Source organism: Billgrantia lactosivorans, from assembly GCF_003254665.1.
Lineage (GTDB): Bacteria > Pseudomonadota > Gammaproteobacteria > Pseudomonadales > Halomonadaceae > Halomonas > Halomonas lactosivorans.
Genome location: NZ_QHGY01000001.1, coordinates 740,065 through 763,377 on the forward strand (window position 1 = coordinate 740,065; position 23,313 = coordinate 763,377).

The 23,313-nt window shown below is 66.5% G+C and carries 20 protein-coding genes; 11 read left to right on the plus strand and 9 right to left on the minus strand.

What is annotated here, in order from left to right; genetic code table 11:
- Positions 1–3: 3 nt before the first annotated feature.
- Positions 4–729 (minus strand): glutamine amidotransferase, encoded by a 726-nt coding sequence (locus DIS04_RS03330; protein ID WP_111412288.1) that lies wholly within the window; start codon positions 727–729, stop codon positions 4–6.
- Positions 730–920: 191 nt separating this feature from the next.
- On the opposite strand from DIS04_RS03330, the gene DIS04_RS03335 reads away from it, so the two are divergent.
- Positions 921–3,395: an NAD-dependent epimerase/dehydratase family protein gene (locus DIS04_RS03335; protein ID WP_111412289.1), complete on the plus strand. Its 2,475-nt coding sequence runs from the start codon at positions 921–923 to the stop codon at positions 3,393–3,395.
- Between the two features lie 103 nt (positions 3,396–3,498).
- Positions 3,499–5,274, plus strand: coding sequence for an ABC transporter transmembrane domain-containing protein (locus tag DIS04_RS03340; protein WP_111412290.1), 1,776 nt, complete (start codon positions 3,499–3,501; stop codon positions 5,272–5,274).
- A gap of 41 nt (positions 5,275–5,315) precedes the next feature.
- Here the strand turns inward: DIS04_RS03340 and DIS04_RS03345 are convergent, their stop codons facing one another.
- From DIS04_RS03345 to DIS04_RS03355, 3 genes are all read right to left on the minus strand, one after another.
- Entirely contained in the window at positions 5,316–6,287 is a 972-nt protein-coding gene (locus DIS04_RS03345; protein ID WP_111412291.1) for a YbgA family protein, read from the minus strand.
- A 71-nt stretch (positions 6,288–6,358) separates the two neighbouring features.
- Positions 6,359–8,149: a methyl-accepting chemotaxis protein gene (locus DIS04_RS03350; RefSeq protein WP_111412757.1), complete on the minus strand. Its 1,791-nt coding sequence runs from the start codon at positions 8,147–8,149 to the stop codon at positions 6,359–6,361.
- 151 nt (positions 8,150–8,300) lie between these two features.
- Positions 8,301–9,299: a potassium channel family protein gene (locus DIS04_RS03355; protein WP_111412292.1), complete on the minus strand. Its 999-nt coding sequence runs from the start codon at positions 9,297–9,299 to the stop codon at positions 8,301–8,303.
- Between the two features lie 317 nt (positions 9,300–9,616).
- On the opposite strand from DIS04_RS03355, the gene DIS04_RS20925 reads away from it, so the two are divergent.
- Entirely contained in the window at positions 9,617–10,108 is a 492-nt protein-coding gene (locus DIS04_RS20925; RefSeq protein ID WP_111412293.1) for a con-10 family general stress protein, read from the plus strand.
- Positions 10,109–10,220: 112 nt separating this feature from the next.
- On the opposite strand, the gene DIS04_RS03365 is transcribed toward DIS04_RS20925, so the two are convergent.
- The 3 genes from DIS04_RS03365 to DIS04_RS03375 all read right to left on the minus strand — a co-directional run bounded on the left by DIS04_RS03365 (position 10,221) and on the right by DIS04_RS03375 (position 13,269).
- Positions 10,221–11,165 carry an aldo/keto reductase gene (locus tag DIS04_RS03365; protein ID WP_111412294.1) on the minus strand — a complete coding sequence of 315 codons (945 nt, stop codon included), beginning with the start codon at positions 11,163–11,165 and terminating at the stop codon, positions 10,221–10,223.
- A gap of 10 nt (positions 11,166–11,175) precedes the next feature.
- The gene (locus DIS04_RS03370) at positions 11,176–12,501 is read right to left on the minus strand and encodes an NTP/NDP exchange transporter (protein ID WP_111412295.1); all 1,326 of its coding nucleotides are present in this window, start codon (positions 12,499–12,501) and stop codon (positions 11,176–11,178) included.
- A 486-nt stretch (positions 12,502–12,987) separates the two neighbouring features.
- Positions 12,988–13,269, minus strand: coding sequence for a DUF503 domain-containing protein (locus DIS04_RS03375; protein ID WP_111412296.1), 282 nt, complete (start codon positions 13,267–13,269; stop codon positions 12,988–12,990).
- Between the two features lie 213 nt (positions 13,270–13,482).
- Here DIS04_RS03375 and nhaD point away from each other — a divergent pair, with 213 nt between their 5' ends.
- Positions 13,483–14,955 (plus strand): sodium:proton antiporter NhaD, encoded by a 1,473-nt coding sequence (gene nhaD / locus DIS04_RS03380; RefSeq protein ID WP_111412297.1) that lies wholly within the window; start codon positions 13,483–13,485, stop codon positions 14,953–14,955.
- Between the two features lie 88 nt (positions 14,956–15,043).
- Here nhaD and DIS04_RS03385 read toward each other — a convergent pair whose 3' ends face one another.
- On the minus strand, positions 15,044–15,805 hold the full coding sequence (locus tag DIS04_RS03385; RefSeq protein ID WP_111412298.1) for a metallophosphoesterase family protein: 762 nt from the start codon (positions 15,803–15,805) through the stop codon (positions 15,044–15,046).
- A gap of 168 nt (positions 15,806–15,973) precedes the next feature.
- Between DIS04_RS03385 and DIS04_RS03390 the strand changes: the two genes are divergently transcribed.
- The 3 genes from DIS04_RS03390 (at position 15,974) to DIS04_RS03400 (ending at position 18,667) form a co-directional block, all read left to right on the plus strand.
- Positions 15,974–16,549, plus strand: a complete 576-nt coding sequence (locus DIS04_RS03390; protein WP_111412299.1) for a hemerythrin domain-containing protein — start codon at positions 15,974–15,976, stop codon at positions 16,547–16,549.
- A gap of 300 nt (positions 16,550–16,849) precedes the next feature.
- Positions 16,850–17,668: a DUF1206 domain-containing protein gene (locus DIS04_RS03395; protein WP_245904467.1), complete on the plus strand. Its 819-nt coding sequence runs from the start codon at positions 16,850–16,852 to the stop codon at positions 17,666–17,668.
- Between the two features lie 72 nt (positions 17,669–17,740).
- Positions 17,741–18,667 carry an NAD(P)-binding domain-containing protein gene (locus tag DIS04_RS03400; RefSeq protein ID WP_111412300.1) on the plus strand — a complete coding sequence of 309 codons (927 nt, stop codon included), beginning with the start codon at positions 17,741–17,743 and terminating at the stop codon, positions 18,665–18,667.
- Here DIS04_RS03400 and DIS04_RS03405 read toward each other — a convergent pair.
- Entirely contained in the window at positions 18,664–19,509 is an 846-nt protein-coding gene (locus DIS04_RS03405; RefSeq protein ID WP_111412759.1) for a sterol desaturase family protein, read from the minus strand. The two genes, DIS04_RS03400 and DIS04_RS03405, sit on opposite strands and share 4 nt — an antisense overlap.
- 123 nt (positions 19,510–19,632) lie before the next feature.
- Between DIS04_RS03405 and DIS04_RS03410 the strand changes: the two genes are divergently transcribed.
- From DIS04_RS03410 to DIS04_RS03425, 4 genes are all read left to right on the plus strand, one after another.
- Positions 19,633–20,487 carry an AAA family ATPase gene (locus DIS04_RS03410; protein WP_111412760.1) on the plus strand — a complete coding sequence of 285 codons (855 nt, stop codon included), beginning with the start codon at positions 19,633–19,635 and terminating at the stop codon, positions 20,485–20,487.
- 3 nt (positions 20,488–20,490) lie between these two features.
- Positions 20,491–21,672, plus strand: a complete 1,182-nt coding sequence (locus DIS04_RS03415; RefSeq protein ID WP_111412301.1) for a vWA domain-containing protein — start codon at positions 20,491–20,493, stop codon at positions 21,670–21,672.
- A 215-nt stretch (positions 21,673–21,887) separates the two neighbouring features.
- Positions 21,888–22,523, plus strand: a complete 636-nt coding sequence (locus DIS04_RS03420) for a hypothetical protein (protein WP_111412302.1) — start codon at positions 21,888–21,890, stop codon at positions 22,521–22,523.
- Positions 22,520–23,278 carry a DUF3307 domain-containing protein gene (locus tag DIS04_RS03425; RefSeq protein ID WP_111412303.1) on the plus strand — a complete coding sequence of 253 codons (759 nt, stop codon included), beginning with the start codon at positions 22,520–22,522 and terminating at the stop codon, positions 23,276–23,278. The genes DIS04_RS03420 and DIS04_RS03425 overlap by 4 nt, the downstream gene beginning before the upstream one ends.
- The last annotated feature ends 35 nt before the right edge of the window (positions 23,279–23,313 follow it).

Here is a 23,313-nt window from a genome sequence, read left to right on the forward strand (position 1 = left end):
GCGCTACTCGATGCCGTACGCGGCCTCCGCGTTGGCCAGCCATTCACGCAGCACCTGCTGACCGCGCGAGGTCAGGCTCGCGCCGTGTCGCTTGGCCTGCTCGCGCAGTTCGACCGGATCGACCTCGGCTGCGGCCAGCTCGGCGGCATGGCCGATCAGCCAGGGTTCGATCCTGGCGGGGTCCACCTCGAGGTGGAACTGCAGGCCGAGCACCTGGTCGCCCACGGCAAAGGCCTGGTGGGAGCAGGGATGGCTGTAGGCCAGCCGTGTGGCGCCGGGAGGCGTCTCGAACATGTCGCCGTGCCAGTGCAGCACCACGTCCGGATTGCCGAGGTGGCGCAGCGGTCCCTCCTGGCCCTCGCGGGTCAGGTAGACATCGGCAAAGCCGATTTCCTTCTCGGCCATGGGGAACACCCTGCCGCCCATCGCCCGCGCGATCAGTTGCGCGCCCAGGCAGATACCCAGCAGTGGACGACCCGAGTCGAGCCGGTGGCGGATGGCGTCCAGCTCGGCGCCGAGAAACGGATAGAGCGCATCGTCATTGGCCCCGATCGGCGCTCCCAGGATCACCATCAGCTCCGGGCTGGCGACCTCCAGCGACTCGAGGGCATCGGGCCCCAGCAGGCCGGGGTCGAGATAGCGGATTCGGTAGCCGTACTCCTCGAGGATCGGTTCGAAGATGCCCAGGTCCTCGAAATCGACATGACGAATGGCAACGACACTCTTCATGCGTAAGAAGCTCCTTTTCCCGTGCTGGCAAAACGACACGCAGCCGGGTAAGCCAGCGCATGCCTCCCATTCTTGTACTGAGAATGGCAGCGGCCGGCAAGTCGCGTTTGCCGTGTCGGCGCAAACCCGACTAGCTTGAGTGTGCAGCAGCGCGATGCGCATCAACGCCGCCAAAGGAGGGAATCCTGGCCATGCAGGACAAGGATGTGGCAACCCAGGGAAAACCGTTGGTCATTATCACGGGGGCTGCGGGGGGCGTCGGAACGGCCCTGACCCAGAGCCTGAACGACGACTACCGCATCATCGCCCTCGACCGGAACGAAGCGGAGGAGGCGGACGAGAGCTACGAATTCGACCTGACCGACAGCGCCTCCATCAAGGAGGTGATGGACGAGATCACCGCGCGACACGGCCGCAACATCGCCGCGGTGGTGCATCTCGCGGCCTACTTCGATTTCACCGGCGAGGAGTCGCCGCTCTACGAAAAGGTCAACGAACAGGGCACGCGCAACCTGCTGGAGGGGCTGGCGGAGATGAACGTCGAGCGCTTCATCTACTCCAGCACCATGCTGGTGCACGAGCCGCAGGTGCCCGGCCGCCGGGTCAGCGAGGAGACGCCGATCGGCCCCACCTGGGCCTACCCCAGGTCGAAGGCGCGAACCGAGGCGATCATCCGCGAACACGCCACCATGCCCTACACCCTGCTGCGTCTCGCCGGCATGTATGACGAGAAGACCAGCGTGCCCACGCTGTCGCACCAGATCGCGCGCATCTACGAGCACACCCTCAAGAGCCACTTCTATTCCGGCAATACCAACGCCGGCCAGGCCTGCGTGCACAAGGAGGACATGATCGATGCCTTCCGCCGCACCATCGACCGCCGCCGCGAACTGCCCGAGCACAACGAGATCCTCATCGGCGAAGAGCACGCCGTCAGCTACGAGGCGCTGCAGAACCGCCTGGGCGAACTGATCCACGGCAAGAAGCGATGGAAGACCGTGGTCATGCCCAAGCCGCTGGCCAGGACCGGCGCGTTGCTCGAGGAGAAGAGCGAGCCGCTGGTGCCGGACGACTTCGACAAGGGCGAAAAGCCCTTCATCCGTCCTTTCATGATCGACATGGCCGACGACCATTACGAACTCGACATTCGCCGCGCGCGGGAGCAGCTCGGCTGGGAACCGCGCCACGAGCTCTACGATACGCTCGAGGCGATGGTCGACAGCCTGCTGGAGGATCCCCACGGCTGGTACCGGGCCAACGGCATCACCCCGCCGGACTGGATCGAGGAGGCCGAGGAGAAAGGCGTCAACCCCGAACGGGTACTCGAGGATCACCAGGCCCATGTCCAGCGCGAGCACTATCGCTTCCTGTGGGCACACTTCTTCAACGTCGGCCTGGGGGCCTGGCTGGTGGCCTCGCCCGCCACGCTCGGCTACGGCGGCGGCCTGGCCGTGAGCGACATGGTCTCGGGCCTGCTGCTGGCGCTGTTCGGTGCCCTTTCGCTGTCGCTGAAGCTCAGCTGGGCGCGCTGGACCTGCGCCCTGGTCGGGCTGTGGGTGCTGTTCGCGCCGCTGGTGTTCTGGAGCGACAGCGCGGCGGCCTACCTCAATGGCACCCTGGTCGGCACACTGGCCATCGGCTTCTCGGCCCTGGTGCGCCCGGCCCCGGGGATCTCGCCGGCGGCGGCCATGACCGGCCCCACCCTGCCGCCGGGCTGGAACAACAACCCCTCGAGCTGGTTCCAGCGCATGCCGATCATCGCCCTGGCGGTCGTCGGCTTTTTCGTCTCGCGCTACCTCGCCGCCTATCAGCTCGGCCACATCGACGCGGTGTGGGATCCCTTCTTCGACGGCACCCGCGGCGGGCTCAACGGCACCGAGGACATCATCACCTCGGAGGCCTCCGAGGCGTGGCCGGTGCCGGATGCGGGCCTGGGCGGCATCGTCTACATGCTGGAGATCCTGCTCGGCTTCATCGGCGCGACCAACCGCTGGCGCACTATGCCCTGGATCGTGGCCTCGTTCGGCGTGCTGATCGTGCCGCTGGGGGTGGTCTCGGTGACCTTCATCATCATCCAGCCGATCCTGATCGGCACCTGGTGCACCCTGTGCCTGATCCAGGCCGGCGCGATGCTGCTGCAGATCGCCTACGCCTTCAACGAGTTCGTCGCCACCGGCGAGTTCCTCAAGCGGCGCCACCAGGCCGGCGCCCCGGTGCTCAAGATTTTCTTTACCGGCGACACCGACGAGGGGCCCAACGAGTCGACCGAGGAGAACTTCCGGCGCAAGCCGACCACGGTCCTCGGCGACGCCATCGGCACCGGCGTGAACCTGCCTTGGAACCTGGCGCTGTGCATCCTGATCGGCGCCTGGCTGATGTTCACTCGCGTCACCTTCGGGGCCGAAGGTGCCCAGGCCGACTGGGACCACCTGGTCGGTTCGCTGATCGTCACCGTGGGGGTGATCGCCATGGCCGAATCGGCACGCCCCGTGCGCTGGCTGCTGCTGCCGCTGGGGGCCATGCTGTTGTTCACCCCCTTCCTGAACGGGGCCGGCATGCTCGCCACCGTCAACAGCCTGGCCTGCGGCGCCGCGGTGATCGCGCTGAGCCTGCGCCGCGGGCCGATCCGCGGCGAGTACGGCCGCTGGAGCCGGCTGCTGGGGTGAGTGCAACGAGACGAGGCGCGGCGAACCAGCGCCTCGTCTCCATGCACTGAGGCGGCGGCGCTGGTATCGTGTCGGCAATGCCCGCCGCGAACGACCCGCCTCCATGACTCCACGCCCCGACCCCCGCATCCTGCTGCGCCTGCTGGCGCTGCTCGCTCCCTACCGGGGTCGCCTGGCGATGGCCGCGCTGGCACTGCTGGTGGCCTCCGCCAGCGTGCTGCTGCTGGGCCAGGGGCTGCGCCTGGTGATCGACCAGGGGTTCCTGGCCGAAGACAGCGCCCGGCTCAACCAGACCCTCGGCGCGATGCTCGGCGTGGTGGTACTGCTGGCCGGGGCCTCGGCGCTGCGCTACTACCAGGTGAGCTGGATCGGCGAGCGGCTGGCCGCCGACCTGCGCCGCCGGGTCTTCGACCACCTGCTCGAGCTCGAACCGGCCTACTTCGAGAGCGCCGAGCACCGCGACCACGGCGCGGCCGAGATCGCCTCGCGACTGACGGCCGATACCAGCGTGCTGCAGACGCTGTTCGGCTCGTCGATCTCCCTGGCGCTGCGCAACCTGGTGATGCTGGTGGGCGCCACGGGGCTGATGCTGGTCACCCAGCCCTGGCTCTCGGCGCTGGTGCTGGTCGGCATTCCGGCCACGGTGCTGCCGATCCTGTGGTTCGGCCGCCGCGTCCGGCGGCTCTCGCGTCATAGCCAGGACCGGGTCGCCGAGCTGGGCCGCTATGCCAGCGAGGCCCTGGGCGGCATCCGCACGGTACAGGCGTTCAACCACGAGGCGATCGATCGGCGCGACTACGGCGAGCGCGTCGAGCAGGCCTTCGCCACCGCCGTGGTACGCACGCGCCAGCGCGCCTGGCTCACCGCTGCCGCCATGCTGGCGATATTCGCCGCCGTGGGCGTGATGCTGTGGCAGGGCGGCCAGGCGGTGCTGGCCGGCGAGATGAGCGCGGGGGAACTCTCGGCCTTCGTCTTCTATGCGGTACTCGCGGCAGGCGCCGTGGCCACCCTGGCCGAGGTCGCCGGCGACGTGCAGCGTGCCGCCGGTGCCGCCGAACGCCTGCTCGAGCTGCTCGACGCCGCCCCCGGCATCCAGGCGCCGGCCGAGCCGACGCCCCTGCCCATGCCCCTGCGCGGCGAGATCCGCCTGGAGAAGGTGAGTTTCGCCTATCCCGGGCGCGCGCTACCGGCGCTGGATTCCCTCGACCTGTGGATACGCCCCGGCGAGCGGGTCGCCCTGGTCGGGCCTTCCGGCGCCGGCAAGAGCACCCTGCTCGGGCTGTTGCTGCGCTTTCACGACCCCGACCGGGGGCAGGTGACGCTGGACGGCATCGACCTGCGCGAGCTCGATCCGAAAGCACTGCGCGCCTGCATGGGCCTGGTGGCCCAGGAACCGCTGCTGTTCACCGGCTCGGTGGCCGACAACCTGCGCTACGGCAAGCCGGATGCCTCGCCCGAGGAGCTGCGGGCCGCGGCCCGCGACGCCAACGCCCTGGGCTTCGTCGAGGCCCTGCCCCGCGGCTTCGACAGCCAGCTAGGTCCCGGTGGCGTTCAGCTCTCCGGCGGCCAGCGACAGCGCCTGGCCATCGCCCGGGCACTGCTCAAGGATCCCCGCGTGCTGCTGCTAGACGAGGCCACCAGCGCGCTCGACGCCGAAAGCGAGCGCCTGGTGCAGCAGGCGCTGGACCGGCTGATGTCCGGGCGCACCAGCCTGGTGATCGCCCATCGCCTGGCCACGGTGACCGCCGCCGATCGCCTGCTGGTGTTCGACGAGGGCCGGTTGGTGGCTGCCGGCCGCCACAGCGAACTGCTCGAACAGAGCCCGCTCTATCGTCACCTGGCACAGCTGCAGTTCGGCCGGCACAACCAGCAGGCATGATCGCGCTCGGGTCGAGAACGCCATCGCCGCGTGCCGCTCCGCTAGATCGTGTTGCGCAGGCCCAGTTCGTACGGGTGCGGGTCGAGGTAGGTCTGGCGGCGTATGTAGTCCGAGCCGTGGCGCTTGACGTAGTGGTTGAGCAGCCGCACCGGTACCGCCAGGTGCACGTGCCCCAGCCGGTACTCCTCCACCGCCTGCAGCAGGTCCTGCTTGACCTCGCTTTCCAGCTCACGCTTGAGGTAGCCCAGCACATGCATCAGGGCATTGGTGTGCGTCTTGCGCGTGGCCGGGCGCGACAGCGCCGCCATGAACCGCTGCAGGTAGCGGTACTTTACTTTCGCCAGCGGCTGGGCATGGGCTTCGCTGCCGAGGTAGCGGCCCAGCTCGCGATAGGCCTCGACGTGGTGCGCCATCAGCAGGTACTTCTGGCGGCTGTGAAACTGGATCAGCGCATGGAACTCCGCCGCCTCCTCGACGTGGCGCTTCCAGTCGTCGAAGGCGAACACGCGGGTGATGAAGTTCTCGCGCAGCACGGCGTCGTTCATGCGCGCCTCTTCCTCCAGCGGCAGCTCGGGGAAGCATTCGCGCAGCACGCGCACGAAGAGGCCGGAGTCGGCGTGGCTGGGCATGCCGTTGTCATGGTAGACCTTGACCCGTTCGAGGCCGCAGCTCGGCGAGCCCTTCATCAGGATGAAGCCGCGCAGGTCCCGGTGGCGGGCGACGAACGTCTCGCCGACCTCGCGCAGCCGGTCGGTGACATCCAGGCTCGGGTCGACCGTGCCCACCACCCGCGGCGGCTCGCCGGGAGCGCCGACCAGACGGATCGGCTCCCGCGGCACCCCCAGGCCGGCCTCGAGCTCGGGGCAGAAGGGTTCGAAGGCGAAGCACTCCTGCAGCACCTCAAGGCAGTAGCGGGAGCGCTTGTGTCCCCCGTTGTAGCGCACCTGTTCGCCCATCAGGCAGGCACTGATACCCACTGGAATGGCAGGTTTCGACGATAGGGTTTCCGCCAAGGTAAGGCTCCCTTCCGGCTCACCGATCCATCGTCGCCCCTCTGCCGCTCCCGGGCAAGGGTTCAGCGGGGCTAGAAGGCCTCCCATTCCGTTTCGGCGGCTTTCGCCTCTTGCCGTGGAAGCGCCCGGGCATTGGACGCGCTGGCTGCCGATGGTCCCGACTGTCCCTGGCCGAGGCTGGCGGGCTGTGGCAGCGCTGCTTCGCCGCCAAGCACGAAGGTGTTGATCAGGCGCGTCAGCTTTTCCGCCTGGCCACGCATGGCGGCGGCCGTATCGCTGTTGTGGCCGACCATCGCCGCATTCTGCTGGGTCATGGCATCCATCTGGCTGACCGCCGCATTGACCTCGTGGATACCGATGCTCTGCTCGCGCGAGCCGGCGCTGATCTCGGCGATGACGTCGTTGACCTTGGCGATGCTGGCGAAGATCTCCTGCATGGTGGTGCCGGCCTGTTGCACGATATCGGTGCCCTGCCGGGTGCGCGCCACCGATTCCTCGATCAACCCACTGATCTCGCGGGCGGCGTCGGCCGACCGCTGCGCCAGGGAGCGCACCTCCTGGGCGACCACGGCAAAGCCTCGACCGTGCTCGCCGGCCCGTGCCGCCTCCACGGAAGCATTCAGTGCCAGGATGTTGGTCTGGAAAGCGATGCCGTCGATCAACGAGACGATCTCGCCGATCTGGGTCGAGGAGGCGCTGATTTCCTCCATTGTCGCTTCGACCCGCTGCATCGATGCCTTGCCCTGACGCGCCACTTCCCCACTGCCGCGTACCAGCTGGTCTGCCTGCTGGGTATGTTCGGCATTGTTCTGCACGGTGGAGGTGATCTGCTCCATGGCCGAGGAGGTCTGTTGCAGGCTGGCCGCCGCCTGGTCGGTGCGCGCGGCCAGCTCATCGCTGCTCTGGGCGATGCTCAAGGCGGCGGCATAGACGTCGTTGGCGCTCTCCCTCACTTCGCGCAACGTCGCCTGGATGCGCGCCAGAAAGCCGTTGAACTGCCGCGCCAGTTCGCCGATCTCGTCACGGCTGGTCACGCTCAGGCGCTGCGTCAGGTCGCCGCGGCCCTCGGCGACACCCTGGGCGATCTCGTTCATGTCGCTGGCGGTACGGCGAATCCGGTGAACCGTGCGGCGTGTGATCCAGATGGCAAACAGGGTGATGCTCAGGTTGATGGCCGAGGCCATGAACCACAGCCGCAGCAGGGTATCGATCAGGTCTTGCCTGGCCGTGCGCTCGATAACGGCCATGGCCTCTTCCACTCCCGTGGCATACACGCCGGCACCGATCACCCAGTTCCACTCGGGAACGGCCACGACATAGGAGTACTTGGGCTCCACTTCGCCGCTCGCCGGGTTGGGCCACTCGTACTGGTAGGCTCCTCCACCGCGACGCGCGATGTCGATCATGTCGCGGATCAACGGCTTGCCGTTGGGATCCTGGGCACCCAGCATGTTACGCCCCTCCTGCTCGGGAACCGCCGGCTGGACCAGCATGGTGCCCTCGTCGTCGAAGACGAACACATAGTTGTCCTCCTCGAAGCGCAGGTCGCGCAGCAGACCGATGGCGGCCTGTCGGGCCGCCTCGCCATCGCCGCCACTCTCAGCCACGCTGTCGACCAGGCTCCTGGCCATGTCGACGACGTTCTCGACCCCATGGCGCCGGGATTCGAGCAGCTGCTCGCGCTGCTGCTCCAGTTGACTGCGATTGGAGTCGATTCGCTCGCGGCCTTCGAGGATCAACAGGCAGGAAGAGGAGATGATCAGCGGCACCAGCACCAGAAGCAGGATCTTGTTCTGAAGGTTGGGTGCCAGCAGCCGCTTGAGGCTGGCGAGCCTGCCTCCGTTTATTGCGTTCGTTTTCATGGCTCGGGTCATCTTTTTTTGCGACGAGTCGTCGGAGTTGCACTGATTCCATTTACGGACGTGGCGCCATGAAGCCTCAGGCGACCCGGCAGCGCCAGAGGCTTTACGACCATTGGCTGTGCACAGCTTCAGTCTTGTTGACCTGTATCAACTAATGCACCCACATCGCGCGCCAGTCCCAGCCATCCTTGTGCACATAGGCCAGCCAGGTGCGCTGCTCCTCCAAGGCCTCGAGGCGCTGGCAAAGCGCTTCCGGCGAGACGTCGAGTGCCGCCGTGGCGGGCAGCCAGGCGGCAGCGATCTCAGGCGTGCGGCGGCCTGGCCGAACGAAGTCGTGGCACAGCACCGACAGGAAATTGTCCAGCGCGTAGAGCGTCGCCTGCAGCTTGACGCGCACCGAAGGGGACAGGGACGTACTGCCATGGCAGACGATGGCGAGCGCCTGGTAGAGCCGGCACAGAGCGACCGGCAGGGCGCGCTCGATGTCGCCCTGGTGGTAGTAATGCAGCATCGGATAGGCAAGATGCTGCTGGCCCACGCTGATGATGGTCGGCTGCAATTCGTCGACCTGACCGGCCAGGACGCTGAAGTCGCCCTCCCCGACCAGGTTCTCCACGATGCTTGCCGGGGTCTCGCCGAGCGCATGAATCGATAGTGCCAACTGGCGCTTCTGGACCACGGCGGACATCACCGAGAGGATATAAGTCACGGCAAGCGTCAGCAGGAAGAAGCCATTGGCGGCCGCCACCACAGCGAGCAATTGCCACTCGGCGGAACCGGGAACGAAGTCGCCGTAGCCCAGCGTGGTGATGGTATAGCCGACGAAGTAGAGCCGCTCCATGGGGTTGGCGAACGTGCCGGAATCGGGGTGAAACACGGCCGCTTCCTGGCTGCAGAAGACCAGCCACCAGCCCAGCCAGATCAACCCTACCCAGGTCACCATCAAGGCGACCGTCACCCAGGGCCCAACGGCTTCCAGCCAGCCATGCCGCGAGAAACGCCTGTGCAACCTCAGGACGGACAGCCACACGAAGCGCCCCAGAAGACGGGCCAATGGCCCCGCGCGAGCTGCCGACAGCGTCGTCTGGACGGCGTCGTAGACCACCAGGCCGATCAGAACCAGACCGCTCAGTGCAATAAAGTATGCCATCGATGCTGTCCTTGCCTTGCGAGTGACTTCCTCCCGTTACCCTAGCCTATCCCGTGGCCTGACTGGCGAAATCTCAACCAACAGTGGATGAAAACACGCCGGGGCGCAGCTAGCGCCGTTGTGGGCAAACTTTCGTTAGGTACGCCAACTTTTCTTTTCATTAGGAAACCCGACATTGGTTGATATGCCGGTTGGCCGTACCTACGTTGAACCGTGATGGCAGACGCCAGCAGTGCCGGAAAACCGGTAAATGGAAGTACGATTGGAAGTACGATCTCGCTTGTGATTCGACAGGCAAACCAGGAAGGAGATCTAACATGGCACAGCGCAACCAGAATCCGGGCAATTTTGCCAACGATCCGCAGAAAGCTTCCCAGGCCGGCGAGAAAGGCGGCCAGCACAGCGGTGGCAACTTCGCCAACGATCCGCAGCGGGCTTCCGAGGCCGGCCACAAGGGCGGCCAGCAGAGCGGCGGCAACTTCGCCAACGACCCGCAGCGGGCCGCCGAGGCCGGTCACAAGGGTGGCCAGCAGAGCGGCGGCAACTTCGCCAACGACCCGCAGCGGGCCGCCGAGGCCGGCCAGAAAGGCGGTCACGAAAGCGGTGGCAATTTCGCCAACGATCCGCAGCGGGCCGCCGAGGCCGGCCAGAAAGGCGGCCAGCACAGCGGCGGCAATTTTGCCAACGACCCGCAGAAGGCCGCCGAGGCCGGCCAGAAAGGCGGCCAGCACAGCGGTGGCAACTTTGCCAACGACCCGCAGAAGGCCTCCGAAGCCGGCCGCAAGGGTGGCAAGAACCAGGGGCATTGATCAGGCCCCTTTCGTTCTCGCGTTCAGGGACGAACGAGCGAGGCGAGGAGGCCTCGGGAACGGAACAGGCCATTGAAAGGAAAGCTGTCAGGGTTCTCCCTGGCAGCTTTTTCTACAGGCCTTCGAGGTGGGCTACCATGCGCTCGCGCATGGCGTCATCGGGCAATCGTCCCAAGGCAGCCCCCATATTGTCGACCATGTGGCGCGGCCTGCTGGTGGCCGGCGTGGCCACCGTCACGGCGGGGTGAGACAGCACGAACTTGAGGAAGAACTGGCCCCAGGAGTGGGCATCGAAGTCCGCAGCCCAATCCGGTAGTTCATGCCCCCGGACGCGATTCCACAGGCGCGTGCGCCCGAAGGGAGCGTAGACCAGCACACCGATGCCGCGATCCTGCGCCATGGGCAGGATGCGCTGCTCCATGTCGCGATTGTCGATGGCGTAGTCGATGCCGATGAAGTCCAGCGGCTCTTCGGCCACGATGCGCTCGAGTTGATCGTACTGGCGTTCGAAAGTGGTGGTCACTCCGATGTAGCGCACCCTTTGCGCTTCGCGCAGCTCCTTGAGCAGGCCCAGTTGTACCGGTACATCACCCAGGTTGTGCACTTGAATCAGATCCAGGGGACGCTTGCCGATGCGCTCGAAGGAGGTCGCGATCTGTGCGCGCGCCGCCGCTGGGTCGGCACTGCCGCCGCCACGCCCCGCGACGTTCACCTTGGTGGCCCAGAAGAGCTCCTCGGTGATGCCGAGCTCTGCCGCAAGCCGCCCGGCCACCTCTTCGGAAGCGCCATAGGCCGGTGCGGTATCGAACACCGTGCCGCCATGCTCGCGCATGGCGAGAAATACCTCTCGCAACGCCTCCACGTCTTCACTTCTCGCCACCTCGGCGAAGGTGGCGGAGCTGCCCAACCCTACCGCGGGGAGTCGTTCACCCGAAGCGGGAATCGCCCGGATAATGGGCTCGAGTTGACGGTCCTCGGCCCACAACAGCCTGGGCGAAACGCTCAAGGCCGCTCCTGCGGCCAGGCTCAGCTTGAGATAGTCGCGACGCGAGATCATGTTGGCTCCTTTACGTGTACTGCGGCTTTCGGTCTTCCGCTGCTGCCTCGCTGGCCTCGGCAATGCGTTGCTGGGTACGGCCCAGCCACAGGGCCAGCCCAGCCCATACCAATGCCAGCGGCACGGCAACACTGGCCACCGCGGCCAGACCGGATCCCAGCCGCGCCAGCAGCCCCTCGACCTGGGCGCCGACCACATCGCCACCGCGATAGACGAAGGTGTCGATGAAGGCCTTGGCCTTGTACTTGTCTTCGCGACTGACGACCGTGTAGAGGGTCTCGCGCGCCGGTCGCATCAGTGCCCGCTGCACGGCACGGAAGGCTGCCTCGAAGGCGATTAGCGCAGCCAGCGAACCGACGATGGCGAGTCCCACGAAACCCAGCGCCGCGGTCAACGGCAGCAGCATCAGGGTGATCGCCACACCAAGCCGCCGCATCAAGTGGCCCGCCACCACCGCCTGCAGCACCAGCGTGGCCACTTGGGTAATCAGGTCGATCCGGGCAAACAGGGTGGTGCGTAGGTCCAGGTCGTCGTCCACCGCCGCCACCATCTGCAGCCGGGTGAAATAGAGAAAGGTCGCCATGACCGCCAGGATGATCACGTAGGCGGCAATGCCGAACAGGTAGCGCGAACGAAACACCGCGCGGAAGCCCTCCCAGGCGCTACCGCCAATGCGTGCTGTTTCGTCGACGGCAGGCGCTTCCCTGTCGATTCTCTCCTCCTCGCCGGGTGAGGGCTGTAGCAGCGCCACCCCCCAGGCACAGGCCAACGCCAGCGCCAGAAAGCCAGTGGAGACCAGCAGCAGGCCCGGAGTGCCCAGGGGAGCGGCCAGCCTCGTCGCCAGCCACGGACCGAAGATCGCCCCGCAGGTTCCGCCCACGGCAATCAGGCCAAAGAATCGCTTGCTCTGGGCCAGCGAAAAGCGGTCGGCCATCAGCGCCCAGAACACCATCGTCACGAACAGGTTGAACACGCTGAACCAGACATAGAACACCTGCCCCGTGGTCACACCGATCACAGCGGGGGTCCGGGTCATCACGAAGTAGAAGACCAGCAGGCTGGCCGCAAAGAAGAGATAGGTGGCCGAGATGAACTGCAGCCTGGGCAGCCGGCTCACCAGCAGGCCGAACATCGGGTTGACCAGCAACGTAGCCAGTGCCGTGCCCATGAACAGCCAGCGCACGGCGCCGATGCCGCCCTGCAACCCCAGGGCCTCGCGTGCCGGGCGCAGCACCATCAGTGCCGTCAGCACGCAGAAGAAGAAGATGATGGCAAGCAGCACCGGCAGGAACTCGTCGCGACGGACATTGAACAGGCGCTGGAAGATGGCAGGCATGGCGATGTCACGATGGAGGCATGTCTAGACCATAGCAGCTCTGGCTGCGTTGACCCCGCACACGACCAAGGTCGTGTTGTGACCAGGGCCCCAAGCGCTCACCCTGACCCGACATAAAAAAGACCCCCCGAAGGGGGTCAGGTGGAGCACGCCAGCTCACATCGGTAAATCGCCAGGCGTTCGTTCAGCCGGTGGCGACGTTGCCGAGGAAGATGCAACCCACCTTCCTTCAGCGTTGATCGGTACTCGATACCCACCATGGGTTTCCAGTCGCCCAGTATAATGCGATTACTGCGCCAATAATTACAGAGTTCCTTTAGAAACAGAGCCCTGCAAGAAAAACAGCATCGCAGGCTTTGTGCCCTTTCGTCCCGGCGCCCCTTCCCTGCACCAGCAAAGGTCGCTCAGGGATTGCCTTGCCGCATTTTGACGCGCTGCAAAATCAGCGAACGCGAATAGGAAGCCGCCCGTCACGGCGAAAGACCGCTACACGCTTTCACGTCTAGCCTGCATGACGCGGCCGTCCACCGTGCGCTGCACCCTGTCCTCGATCTCGCTGCACAGGGACTCGACTTTCTGCCGCTCGTTGCCGACCACCACGAAGGTCCATTCGCTCGCTTCCAGCCGATTTTGCTGGCCACTCTCGCATACGGCTATCGCCGGGTTGCGGCCGTAGCGCTCGTGCACGCCGCCCATGCGCTGCCGCTTCTCCTTCAGCGATGCACAGCCGGGCAGCGAGACCTGCAGTGACAAGATGACGATGTGCATGGCTTCCTCCTGGCCTGCCTACGATGCCGATGGCGCCCCGGCTTTACGCTAGCACATGCCGTCACCCCTGCTCTGCACGACGGCACGACTCGCCCTGCCAGGCCCCATGCCGAACTGGCATGGCAGAGCGGCCTCAGGACGATACCGCAGCGCAACACGGCGTGATATACAGGCGGTGTCTTTTCCCCCTTTCCCTTCCCAGGAATTATCAAGATGCCCATCGGCTGTCCTGCCCCTGCCAGGCCACGGTCCCTCCGTCGGCCAGGCGCCCTGCTGTCCGTCATTCTGCTAGGTCTCGCCAGCCCGTTGGCCCATGCCGCCACCGGGCCTCTCGTGCTGACGAGCTCGCTGGTCGGTTTCGCCGCCGTGGCCCTGTTCGTTCTCGCCTACGGCCTGGTGATGGCCGAAGAAAAGATCCACATGCGCAAGTCCAAGCCGGTACTGGTCGCCGCCGGCTTGATCTGGGCCATGATCGGCTGGGTCTACGTTCAGGCCGGCATGCCCAACGAGGCCGAACACGCCTTTCGCGAGACGTTGCTCGAGTTCGCCGAGCTGATGCTGTTCCTGCTGGTGGCGATGACCTACATCAACGCCATGGAGGAGCGCCGGGTCTTCGACGCACTGCGCTCCTGGATGACACGCAAGGGCTTCAGCTACCGCCAGCTGTTCTGGCTCACCGGCGGTCTCGCCTTCGTGATCTCGCCGGTGGCCGACAACCTGACCACCGCCATGCTGATGTGCGCCGTCGTGATCAAGGTGGCCGAGGGCGACAAGCGCTTCATCAACCTGGCCTGTATCAACATCGTGGTGGCGGCCAACGCCGGCGGCGCCTTCAGCCCTTTCGGCGACATCACCACGCTGATGGTGTGGCAGGCCGGCATGCTGGAATTCTACGAGTTCTTCGCCCTGCTGGTGCCCTCGCTGGTCAACTTCCTCGTGCCGGCGGTGGCCATGAGCCTGTTCCTCGGCAATCGCACCCCGGATGGGGTCGATGAGGAGGTCGACCTCAAGCGTGGCGCACGGCGAATCATCGCCCTGTTCCTGCTCACCGTGGCCACCGCCGTGGCCAGCCATACCCTGCTCCACCTGCCCCCGGTGCTGGGGATGATGACGGGCCTCGGCTACCTGCAGTTCTTCGGCTACTACCTGCGCCGCACCCTGCCCCGCTCGCTGGAGCGCAAGCGCGAACGCTACACCCTGGCGGGGGATGAGCGCCGCCTGGCCCAGCTCGGCAGCGTGGTCCCGTTCGATGTCTTCAACCGCGTGGCACGGGCCGAATGGGACACGCTGCTGTTCTTCTACGGCGTGGTGATGTGCGTGGGGGGCCTGGGCTTCCTGGGTTACCTGAGCCTGGTGTCGGAACTGCTCTATAACGGCTGGAACGCCACCTGGGCCAATATCGCCCTGGGCCTGGTCTCGGCGGTGGTGGACAACATTCCGGTGATGTTCGCGGTGTTGACCATGCAGCCCGAGATGTCCCACGGCCATTGGCTACTGATCACGCTGACCGCCGGGGTCGGCGGCAGCCTGCTCTCCATCGGCTCCGCCGCCGGCGTCGCGCTGATGGGCCAGGCGCGTGGTTACTACACCTTTGCCGGGCACCTGCGCTGGGCGCCGGTCATTGCGCTGGGCTACGTCGCCAGCATCATCACCCACCTGTGGCTGAACGCCGCCAGCTTCCACTGACCGCCGCCCCCGGCTGCCGGCGCCAGGGATGGCGCCGTAGAGCCTGCGCTCCCCGCCAATGCCGCTCACGCTACCACCGGGGCGGCGTTCACACCTCGATGACCAGGTCCGCCACGAACAGAGGCGGCTCGAACTCCCCCGGGTACCCTCCGGGGTTCGCCAGCACTCGCGTGCCGTCGATTTCGCGATCCACCGGCTCGTGCACGTGGCCATGGATCCACAGGTCCATGCGTCCCATCATCGCCGGCAGATGGGAAGCGAAGGCCGGCGACAGCGCATCGCCCCGATAGCGCGGCGGAATGCATCCGGCGAGCGGCGCATGGTGGCTGATCACCACCCGTGGCCCGACGCAGGGCTCGGCCAGCTCCCCCGCGAGCCAGGCCAGGGCTTCGCTGTGCAATCGCTGGCTCTCCGCGGGGCTGAACGTTTCCCCCACCGGCTGCTCGATGATGCTGAAGTCCGGCATCAGCCAGCGCGCCTTCTCCTCGGTCAGCGCCGGGTCGTGGTCCGGGTCGTCGGCATGGAGCGCGAAGTCGGTCCACAGGGTGGTGCCATGGAAGCGCACGCCCCCCAGGCTGAGCGAGCGGTTGTCGAGCAGATGGATCCCCAGGCGCTCGGCCTCGGCGGCCAGCGCCTGGCGCAGCAGCGGCATGCAGCCGCCGTAGAATTCATGGTTGCCCGGCACGTAGAGGATCGGCAGCCCGGCGAAGCGCTCGGCGGCCCAGGCCAGGCCTTCCGCATGGCGGTGGATGTCCCCGGCGAGGATAACCGCATCCGCCGCCACGTCCGGCAACTCGCGCCCTTCGTCGAAATGTTCCAGATGCAGGTCGGAAAGCACCCTGAGTCGCATGGCTACCTCCTCGTGTGCCGGCGCACCGGCAAGGATACCGCTCCGATCGGATTGACCCAGCATAAGCGGGCAGCGTGAGGCTTCGCCAGGTTTGGCTGATGCCAGCGCTTGCGACTATGTTGAAGTGGCCCGTAGCAAAGGGCACAACGACTCAAAGGAGGGAGTCTCATGGATACCCAGCACACCAGTACGTCCGCCCGGGATGTCGTCGACATCCTCACCCTCGACCACCGCGAGATGGAAGGACTCCTCGATCAGATCCAGCAGTCCCCGGACGGCGAACAGCGCCGCGAGCTGACCGACATGCTGATCGCCGAGGTGATGCGTCATTCCGTCGCCGAGGAGATGTATGTCTACCCGACGATGGAGAAGCGCATCCCCGACGGCGAACAGGAAGCCGAGCACGACAAGGAGGAGCACGACGAGATCGTGCAGGTGATGAAGCAACTGGAAGACGCCGACGCCGCCGAACCGGCCTTCATGGACCGCGTGCACAAGCTGGACGAGCTGCTGCGCCACCACGCCAAGGACGAGGAGGCCGACCAGTTTCCCAAGCTGCGGGCACGCCTCTCCGGCGAGGAGCTGGTCGAGCTGGGCAGTAAGGTGGAGAAGGCCAAGCAGCTGGCGCCGACCCGCCCCCACCCCAGCGCGCCCCATTCCGAGCTGTTCCACAAGACCGTCGGCGCGGGCGTCGGCATGGTCGACCGCCTGCGCGACCAACTCAGCGGCAGAATGACCGGGTGACCGTTACGGCACCTGCGCTTTCCCCGGGCGCCGCCCTCACGGCGCCCGGGGCCAGCACGTCCCCGCTTCCGTCGCTCGCCAAGCATTACCCGGAGCGGTGATAGCGAAGGCTTGGAATCACCGTGGCTTGGGTGTTTTTACCGTCTGCCGGCAGTCCGATGCCGCCTGACTGCGTAGCCCTGGCTGCGCCAATGGGCTGCCTTTGGGCGCTTTCAGACCCCGTGCCAGGTGCCTCGGGCCGAGCTGCTAGAGTGAACGCAAGGAATCGCCACCGAGGCTCGGCTCAGTCAGGAGGACGCCGTGACAAACAGCATACCGACCCCGGATCGCGGGGACGCCTTCGATATCATGGCGCGCTGGGGTTACGCCGCACGGGGCATCGTCTATCTGCTGGTCGGCGGCCTGGCCGCGCTGGCAGCGCTTGGCCAGGGTGGCGAGACGACGGACAGCCGCGGTGCACTGGAGAGCCTGATGGGCGCCGCGTGGGGCGACATCCTGCTCGGCGCCATCAGTCTGGGCCTTCTGGCGCATGCCCTGTGGCGTTGCGTGCAGGCCTTCCACGACAGCGACCACCACGGCACCGATGCCAAGGGCATGACCGTCCGGGCGGGACTGCTGGTGAGCGCGGCTACCCATGCCATGCTGGCGTTCTTTGCCGTCAGCCTGATCTTCACCCTGGGCGGGGGTTCGGGAGATTCCGGCGGGGGCTCACAGGGCATGGCCAGCTGGCTGATGCAACAGCCATACGGTCGCTGGCTGGTGGCGGCCGTGGGACTGGCGATCATCGGGGCCGGGGTTGCACACGGGATCAAGGGAGGCAAGGCGAAATTCGATCGCCACTTCGACATGCCGCCACAGACCCAGCGCTGGGCCTACCCCATCTGTCGCTTCGGCCTGGTAGTCCGCGGCCTGGTCTTCCTGATCATCGGCACCTTCTTCCTCATCGCCGCCTATCGGGTGGACCCCAGCGAGGCGGGCGGCCTGGCCGAGGCCCTCAACGCCCTTCGCGGTCAGGCCTTCGGCCGTTGGCTGCTCGCCTTCGTCGCCCTGGGCCTGTTCGCTTTCGGGCTCTACAGCCTGCTGGAGGCCGTGTACCGGCGAGTCAACGCGCCGGGCTGAGGCCTGCCGCCGGGCCGGTGTGGCCGGGACGGGCACGCGCAATTCAGTTGATGGAAAACCCTTCCATCGCGCATGCTAGGAATCCCATTCCCGCTCGCTCACCGGAGACACGACATGACGCAGCCCCGCCTCGGCTTCATCGGCATCGGCCTGATGGGAGCCCCCATGACACGCCGCCTGCTGGGCGCCGGCTTCGCGGTGACGGTGTGGAACCGCACCGCGGCGAAGTGCCAGTCGCTACGCGACGCCGGCGCCAGGGTGGCCGGCTCGATCGCCGAACTGGTGCAGGGCGCCGATGTGGTGATGCTGTGCCTGGCCAATACCGCCGTGGTGGAAGAGGTCGTGTTCGGCGAGGGCGGGGTGGCGGCCCACGGCCGCGCGGGGCAGTGGCTGGTCGATCTCTCCAGCAGCGACCCGGCGGCCACGCGCGCCTTTGCCGAGAAGCTGGATGAGGCGTGCGGCATGCGCTGGGTCGATGCGCCGGTTTCCGGCGGCGTGGCTGGCGCCGAGGCGGGAAGCCTGGCCATCATGTGCGGTGGCGCGAAAGCGGATGTCGAGGCCGTACGCGCCCTGCTCGCCCCGCTCGCGGCGCGGGTCACGCACATGGGCCCGGTGGGCGCGGGTCAGGTCACCAAGGTATGCAACCAGATGATCGTCGGCTGTCAGGCCGCGGTGATCGCCGAGATGGTGGCCCTGGCCGAAGCCAGCGGAGTGGACGCCGGCCGCCTGACCGAGGCGCTGGCCGACGGCTTCGCCGACTCCAAGCCGTTCCAGATCCTCACTCCGCGCATGGCGGCGAGCGAGTTCACCAACCCGGCCTGGCACCTGCGCACCTTGCTCAAGGATCTCGACCTGGCCACGGCCCAGAGCCAGCGCGTCGGCAGCGCCACGCCCATGAGCGGCCTCGCCGCCCAGCTGATGCGCGTCCACGTCAGCCATGGTCACGCCGAGCACGACCCGGCCACGCTGGTGGAGGCGTATCGCCGGAAAGAGGGCTAACCTTGCGATGCCTGTCCGCGGGCTTTTTCGTCCGGCGGTTCGGGGGTCAGGAAGGGCTGGATCAGCATGCGGTCCAGCCTCAGCTCGCGCGGATCGCGGAACGCCTCGATGCCCAGCGTCATGCCGAGGTGGCCGGCGCCGGGCTGGTCCCGGTAGGTGCCGAACAGGCGGTCCCACCAGGGCAGGTTGAAGCCGAAGTTGCTGTCGGTCTCGCGACGCACGATGGAGTGGTGAACGCGGTGCATGTCGGGCGTCACCACGACGAGGCGCAGCCGGCGCTCGAGCCACTCCGGCAGGCGCACGTTGCCATGATTGAACAGGGAAGTGGCGTTGAGCAGGACCTCGAAGATCAGCACCGCCACGGCCGGCGCTCCCAGCAGCGTCACCACGGCGACCTTGATGGCCATCGAGATCAGGATCTCCAGCGGGTGGAAGCGCAACCCGGTGGTCACGTCGAATTCCAGGTCCGCATGGTGCATGCGGTGCAGCCGCCACAGCCAGGGCACGGCATGAAACAGCCGGTGCTGGAAGTAGATTGCCGCATCGAGCAGCAGCACCGAGAGCGGCAGCGCCAGCCACAGCGGCGCCGAGACCAGGTGAAACAGGCCCCAGCCGTGCTCGGCGGCCGTCAGGGCGGCCCCCACCGCCGCCAGGGGAAAGACCAGGCGAACCGCCAGGGTATCCAGCACCACGATCGAGAGGTTGCCGGGCCAGCGCTGGCGACGCCGGATTCTCTGCTCGCGGCGTGCGGCAAGGATCTCCCATAGCGCCATCGCTGCCAATACCAGCAGAAACGCGCCGAGCCGGACCAGCGGTTCGTGAAGCAGTAGTATATCGCTCATGTTCATGGCTCCGGCGAATCCCTGCTCTGATGGTATCGCTTTCGAGCGGGATTTGTCCCTTGCACCACCCTTCCGTACACTTGTTTGACTCTCCCCTACACGATGCTACGCCGAGGCATGACCATGGCTTTCGATTCGACCTCTACCTACGTGGCTACCGATGCCTTGAAGCAGGCGGTGAACGCCGCCGTGACCCTCGAACGGCCGCTGCTGATCAAGGGCGAGCCGGGCACCGGCAAGACCCTGCTGGCCGAGGAACTGGCGAACTCGCTGGGCACCCAACTGATCACCTGGCACATCAAGTCCACCACCAAGGCGGCCCAGGGCCTCTACGAGTACGACGCGGTGAGCCGCCTCCGCGACTCCCAGCTCGGCGTCGAGGGCGTGGAGAACGTCGAGAACTACATCAAGCCCGGCAAGCTGTGGGAAGCCTTCACCGCCGATGAGCGCGTGGTGCTGCTGATAGACGAGATCGACAAGGCCGACATCGAGTTCCCCAACGACCTGCTCCAGGAGCTGGATCGCATGGAATTCCACGTCTACGAGACCGGCGAGACCGTTCGCGCCCGCCACCGGCCGATCATCGTGATCACCTCGAACAACGAGAAGGAGCTGCCCGACGCCTTCCTGCGCCGCTGCTTCTTCCACTACATCGAGTTTCCCGACCGCGAGACCATGGCCGCCATCGTCGACGTGCACTTCCCCGACATCGCGCCACAGCTGGTCAGCCAGGCGCTGGAGGTGTTCTTCGACCTGCGCCAGGCGCCAGGGCTGAAGAAGAAGCCCTCCACCTCCGAGCTGGTGGACTGGCTGAAGCTCTTGATGGCCGACGAACTGGCCCGCGAAGCGCTTTACCACCGCGATCCCGTAAAAGCGATTCCGCCGCTGGCAGGCGCCCTGGTCAAGAACGAGCAGGATACCCAACTGCTCGAGCGCCTGGCGTTCATGATGCGCCGCCAGGGCCAACAGAGGCGCTGAGCCATGTTCATCGGCCTGTTCGAAACCCTCAAGCGCGCCGGCGTACCGGTATCGCTGCGCGAACTGCTCGACCTGCATGCGGTGGTCGAGCGCGGCGTGGTATTCGCCGACATGGAGGCATTCTATCAGGTGGCGCGCACCGTGCTGGTCAAGGACGAGCGCCACTTCGACCGCTTCGATCGCGCCTTCGCCGCCTGGTTCGACGGCCTGGAAAATCTCGATGCCGCCATCGAGGCGCTGATTCCCGACGACTGGCTACGCCGTGAATTCGAGAAGCAACTCTCCGAGGAGGAGAAGGCGCAGATCGAGTCGCTGGGCGGGCTCGAGAAGCTGATCGAAACCTTCAAGCAGCGCCTGGAAGAGCAGCAGGAGCGCCACGCCGGCGGCAACAAGTGGATCGGCACCGGTGGCACCAGCCCCTTCGGCGCCTACGGCTACAACCCCGAGGGCATTCGCATCGGCCAGCAGGGCTCGCGCCACCGCCGCGCGGTGAAGGTATGGGACGAGCGCCGCTTCCGCGACTACGACGACTCCCTCGAACTCGGCACGCGCAACATCAAGATGGCGCTGCGCCGGCTGCGCAAGTTCGCCCGCCAGGGCGCGGCGGAGGAGTTCGACGTCGATGCCACCATCCGCGACACCGCCCGCGACGCCGGCTTGCTCAACGTGCGCATGCGCCCGGAGCGCCACAACGCGGTGAAGGTGCTGCTGTTCCTCGACGTGGGCGGCTCCATGGACGATCACATCCGCGTCTGCGAGGAGCTGTTCTCCGCCGCCCGTTCGGAGTTCAAGCACCTGGAGCACTACTATTTTCACAACTGCTTGTACGAAGGGGTGTGGCGCAACAACTACCGGCGCACCAGCGAGCGTATCCCCACCATGGACGTGCTGCACACCTACGGCCGCGACTACCAGGTGGTGATCGTCGGCGATGCCGCCATGTCGCCCTACGAGGTGACCCATCCCGGCGGCAGCGTGGAGCACTTCAACGAGGAGGCCGGTGCCGTATGGCTGAAGCGCCTGGCCGATGCCTTCCCCCGCCTGGCCTGGCTCAACCCCATGCCGCCGCGCGCCTGGGAATACACCCACTCCACCCAGTTGATCCGCCGGCTGATCGGCGAGCGCATGTATCCCATGACCCTGGAAGGGCTCGAGAACGCCATGCGCGAGCTGGCGCACGGCTGACGTCGGCGGCTGCACTGGGCGATGAGCTTGCCCATCCCGCGACGGCTCCCTATACTGTATTTTCATACAGCTTTTTGCATGAGATGCCGAATCAAACGAGCGGCCGGGCAGGCCCGGTGGCGAGACATTCCCGATAGCCCTTCTGTGTTATTAACTTGAAAAATAACCCTTAAGGGCTATTATCCAGTCACGACCCTTACCACGCAGGCGAGCCAATGGTGCAGCGCATTGCCGTGCTCACGGGCGACCTTGTCGATTCCCGCAAGGCCAGCGACCCGAAGCGGCTCTTCGAGGTGCTCGATGCCACTCTCGAGGCGATCACCGGCCGCTACGGCGGCCAGAGCGAACGTTACCGCGGCGACGGCTTTCAGCTCGCCCTGCCCGACCCGGCCTCGGCCATGCCCGCGGCAGTGCTGCTGCGTGCGGCACTGATCCGCCATTCCGAAGAGCGACAGCGCTGGGACGCGCGCATTGCGGTCGCCATCGGCAAGGATCGCTGGCAGCCCGGACAGGGGGTCAGCGAGGCCAGCGGCGAGGTCTTCGTGCACTCCGGCCAGGCCCTCGACGCCATGAGCGAGGGTTCTGCCCACCTCTGCCTGGTCGAGGATCGCCCCAGCGAATGCCTGGCGCTGCTGACCCGCTTCGTCGACGACCTGATCGACGGCTGGTCGCGCTACGCCGCCGAGGCGGTCTACCTTAGCCTGTGGCACGAGGAACCCCAACAGGCGCTGGCCAGGCGGCTCGGCATCAGCCAGCCCAGCGTGCACAAGCGGCTGCGGGCGGCGCGCTGGCCCCTGCTCGACGACTACCTGCGCCATCTCGAACAGCGCTTCAAGGACAACCCACGATGAACGCCGATCTCTCGCTGTTGCTGGGGCTGGTGCTGGTCCATCTGCTCGGCGATTTCGCCCTGCAGCCAAGGCGCTGGGTCGAGGCCCGCTACACACGCAAGGTACGCTCGCCGCAGCTCTACCTCCACGCCGCGCTGCACGCCGGGCTGACCTTCGCGGTGCTGGGCGCGGCCACCCTCACCCACTCGACCGCAGGCTCCCTGTCCATGGCGCTGGGTGGCGCCTTGGCCATCGGTTCGAGCCACGCCCTGATCGACCTTGGCAAGGCCTATCTGCCCCCGCAAAGGCTGCGCTGGTTCTTGCTCGACCAGGCGCTGCACCTGCTGGTGTTGCTGGGCGTCTGGCTGACCTGGCTGGGCGATTGGCAGCCGTTGATCGCGTTCTGGCAATGGCTGTTCACCCCACCGGTACTCGGCGTCGTCGTCGCGTACCTGCTCGTCACAAGGCCGCTGTCGATCGTGATCGCCCTGGTCATGCGCCGCTGGAGTGCCGAGATCGACAACCCGGGCACCCTCATCGCCGCCGGGGCACGCATCGGCATGGCCGAGCGCGTGCTGGTGCTGACCCTGGTGCTGCTCGACCAGCTGACCGCCATCGGCTTCCTGCTCGCCGCCAAATCGGTGCTGCGCTTCGGCGAACTGCGCGGGGCGCAGGATCGCAAGCTGACCGAGTACGTGCTCATGGGCACCCTGCTCAGCGTCTCGACCGCGATGGTGCTGGGCCTGCTGATTCGACTGGCGACGACGGGGGGCTGAACATGCCGCACCGCTGGGCCACCTTGATGAGCATG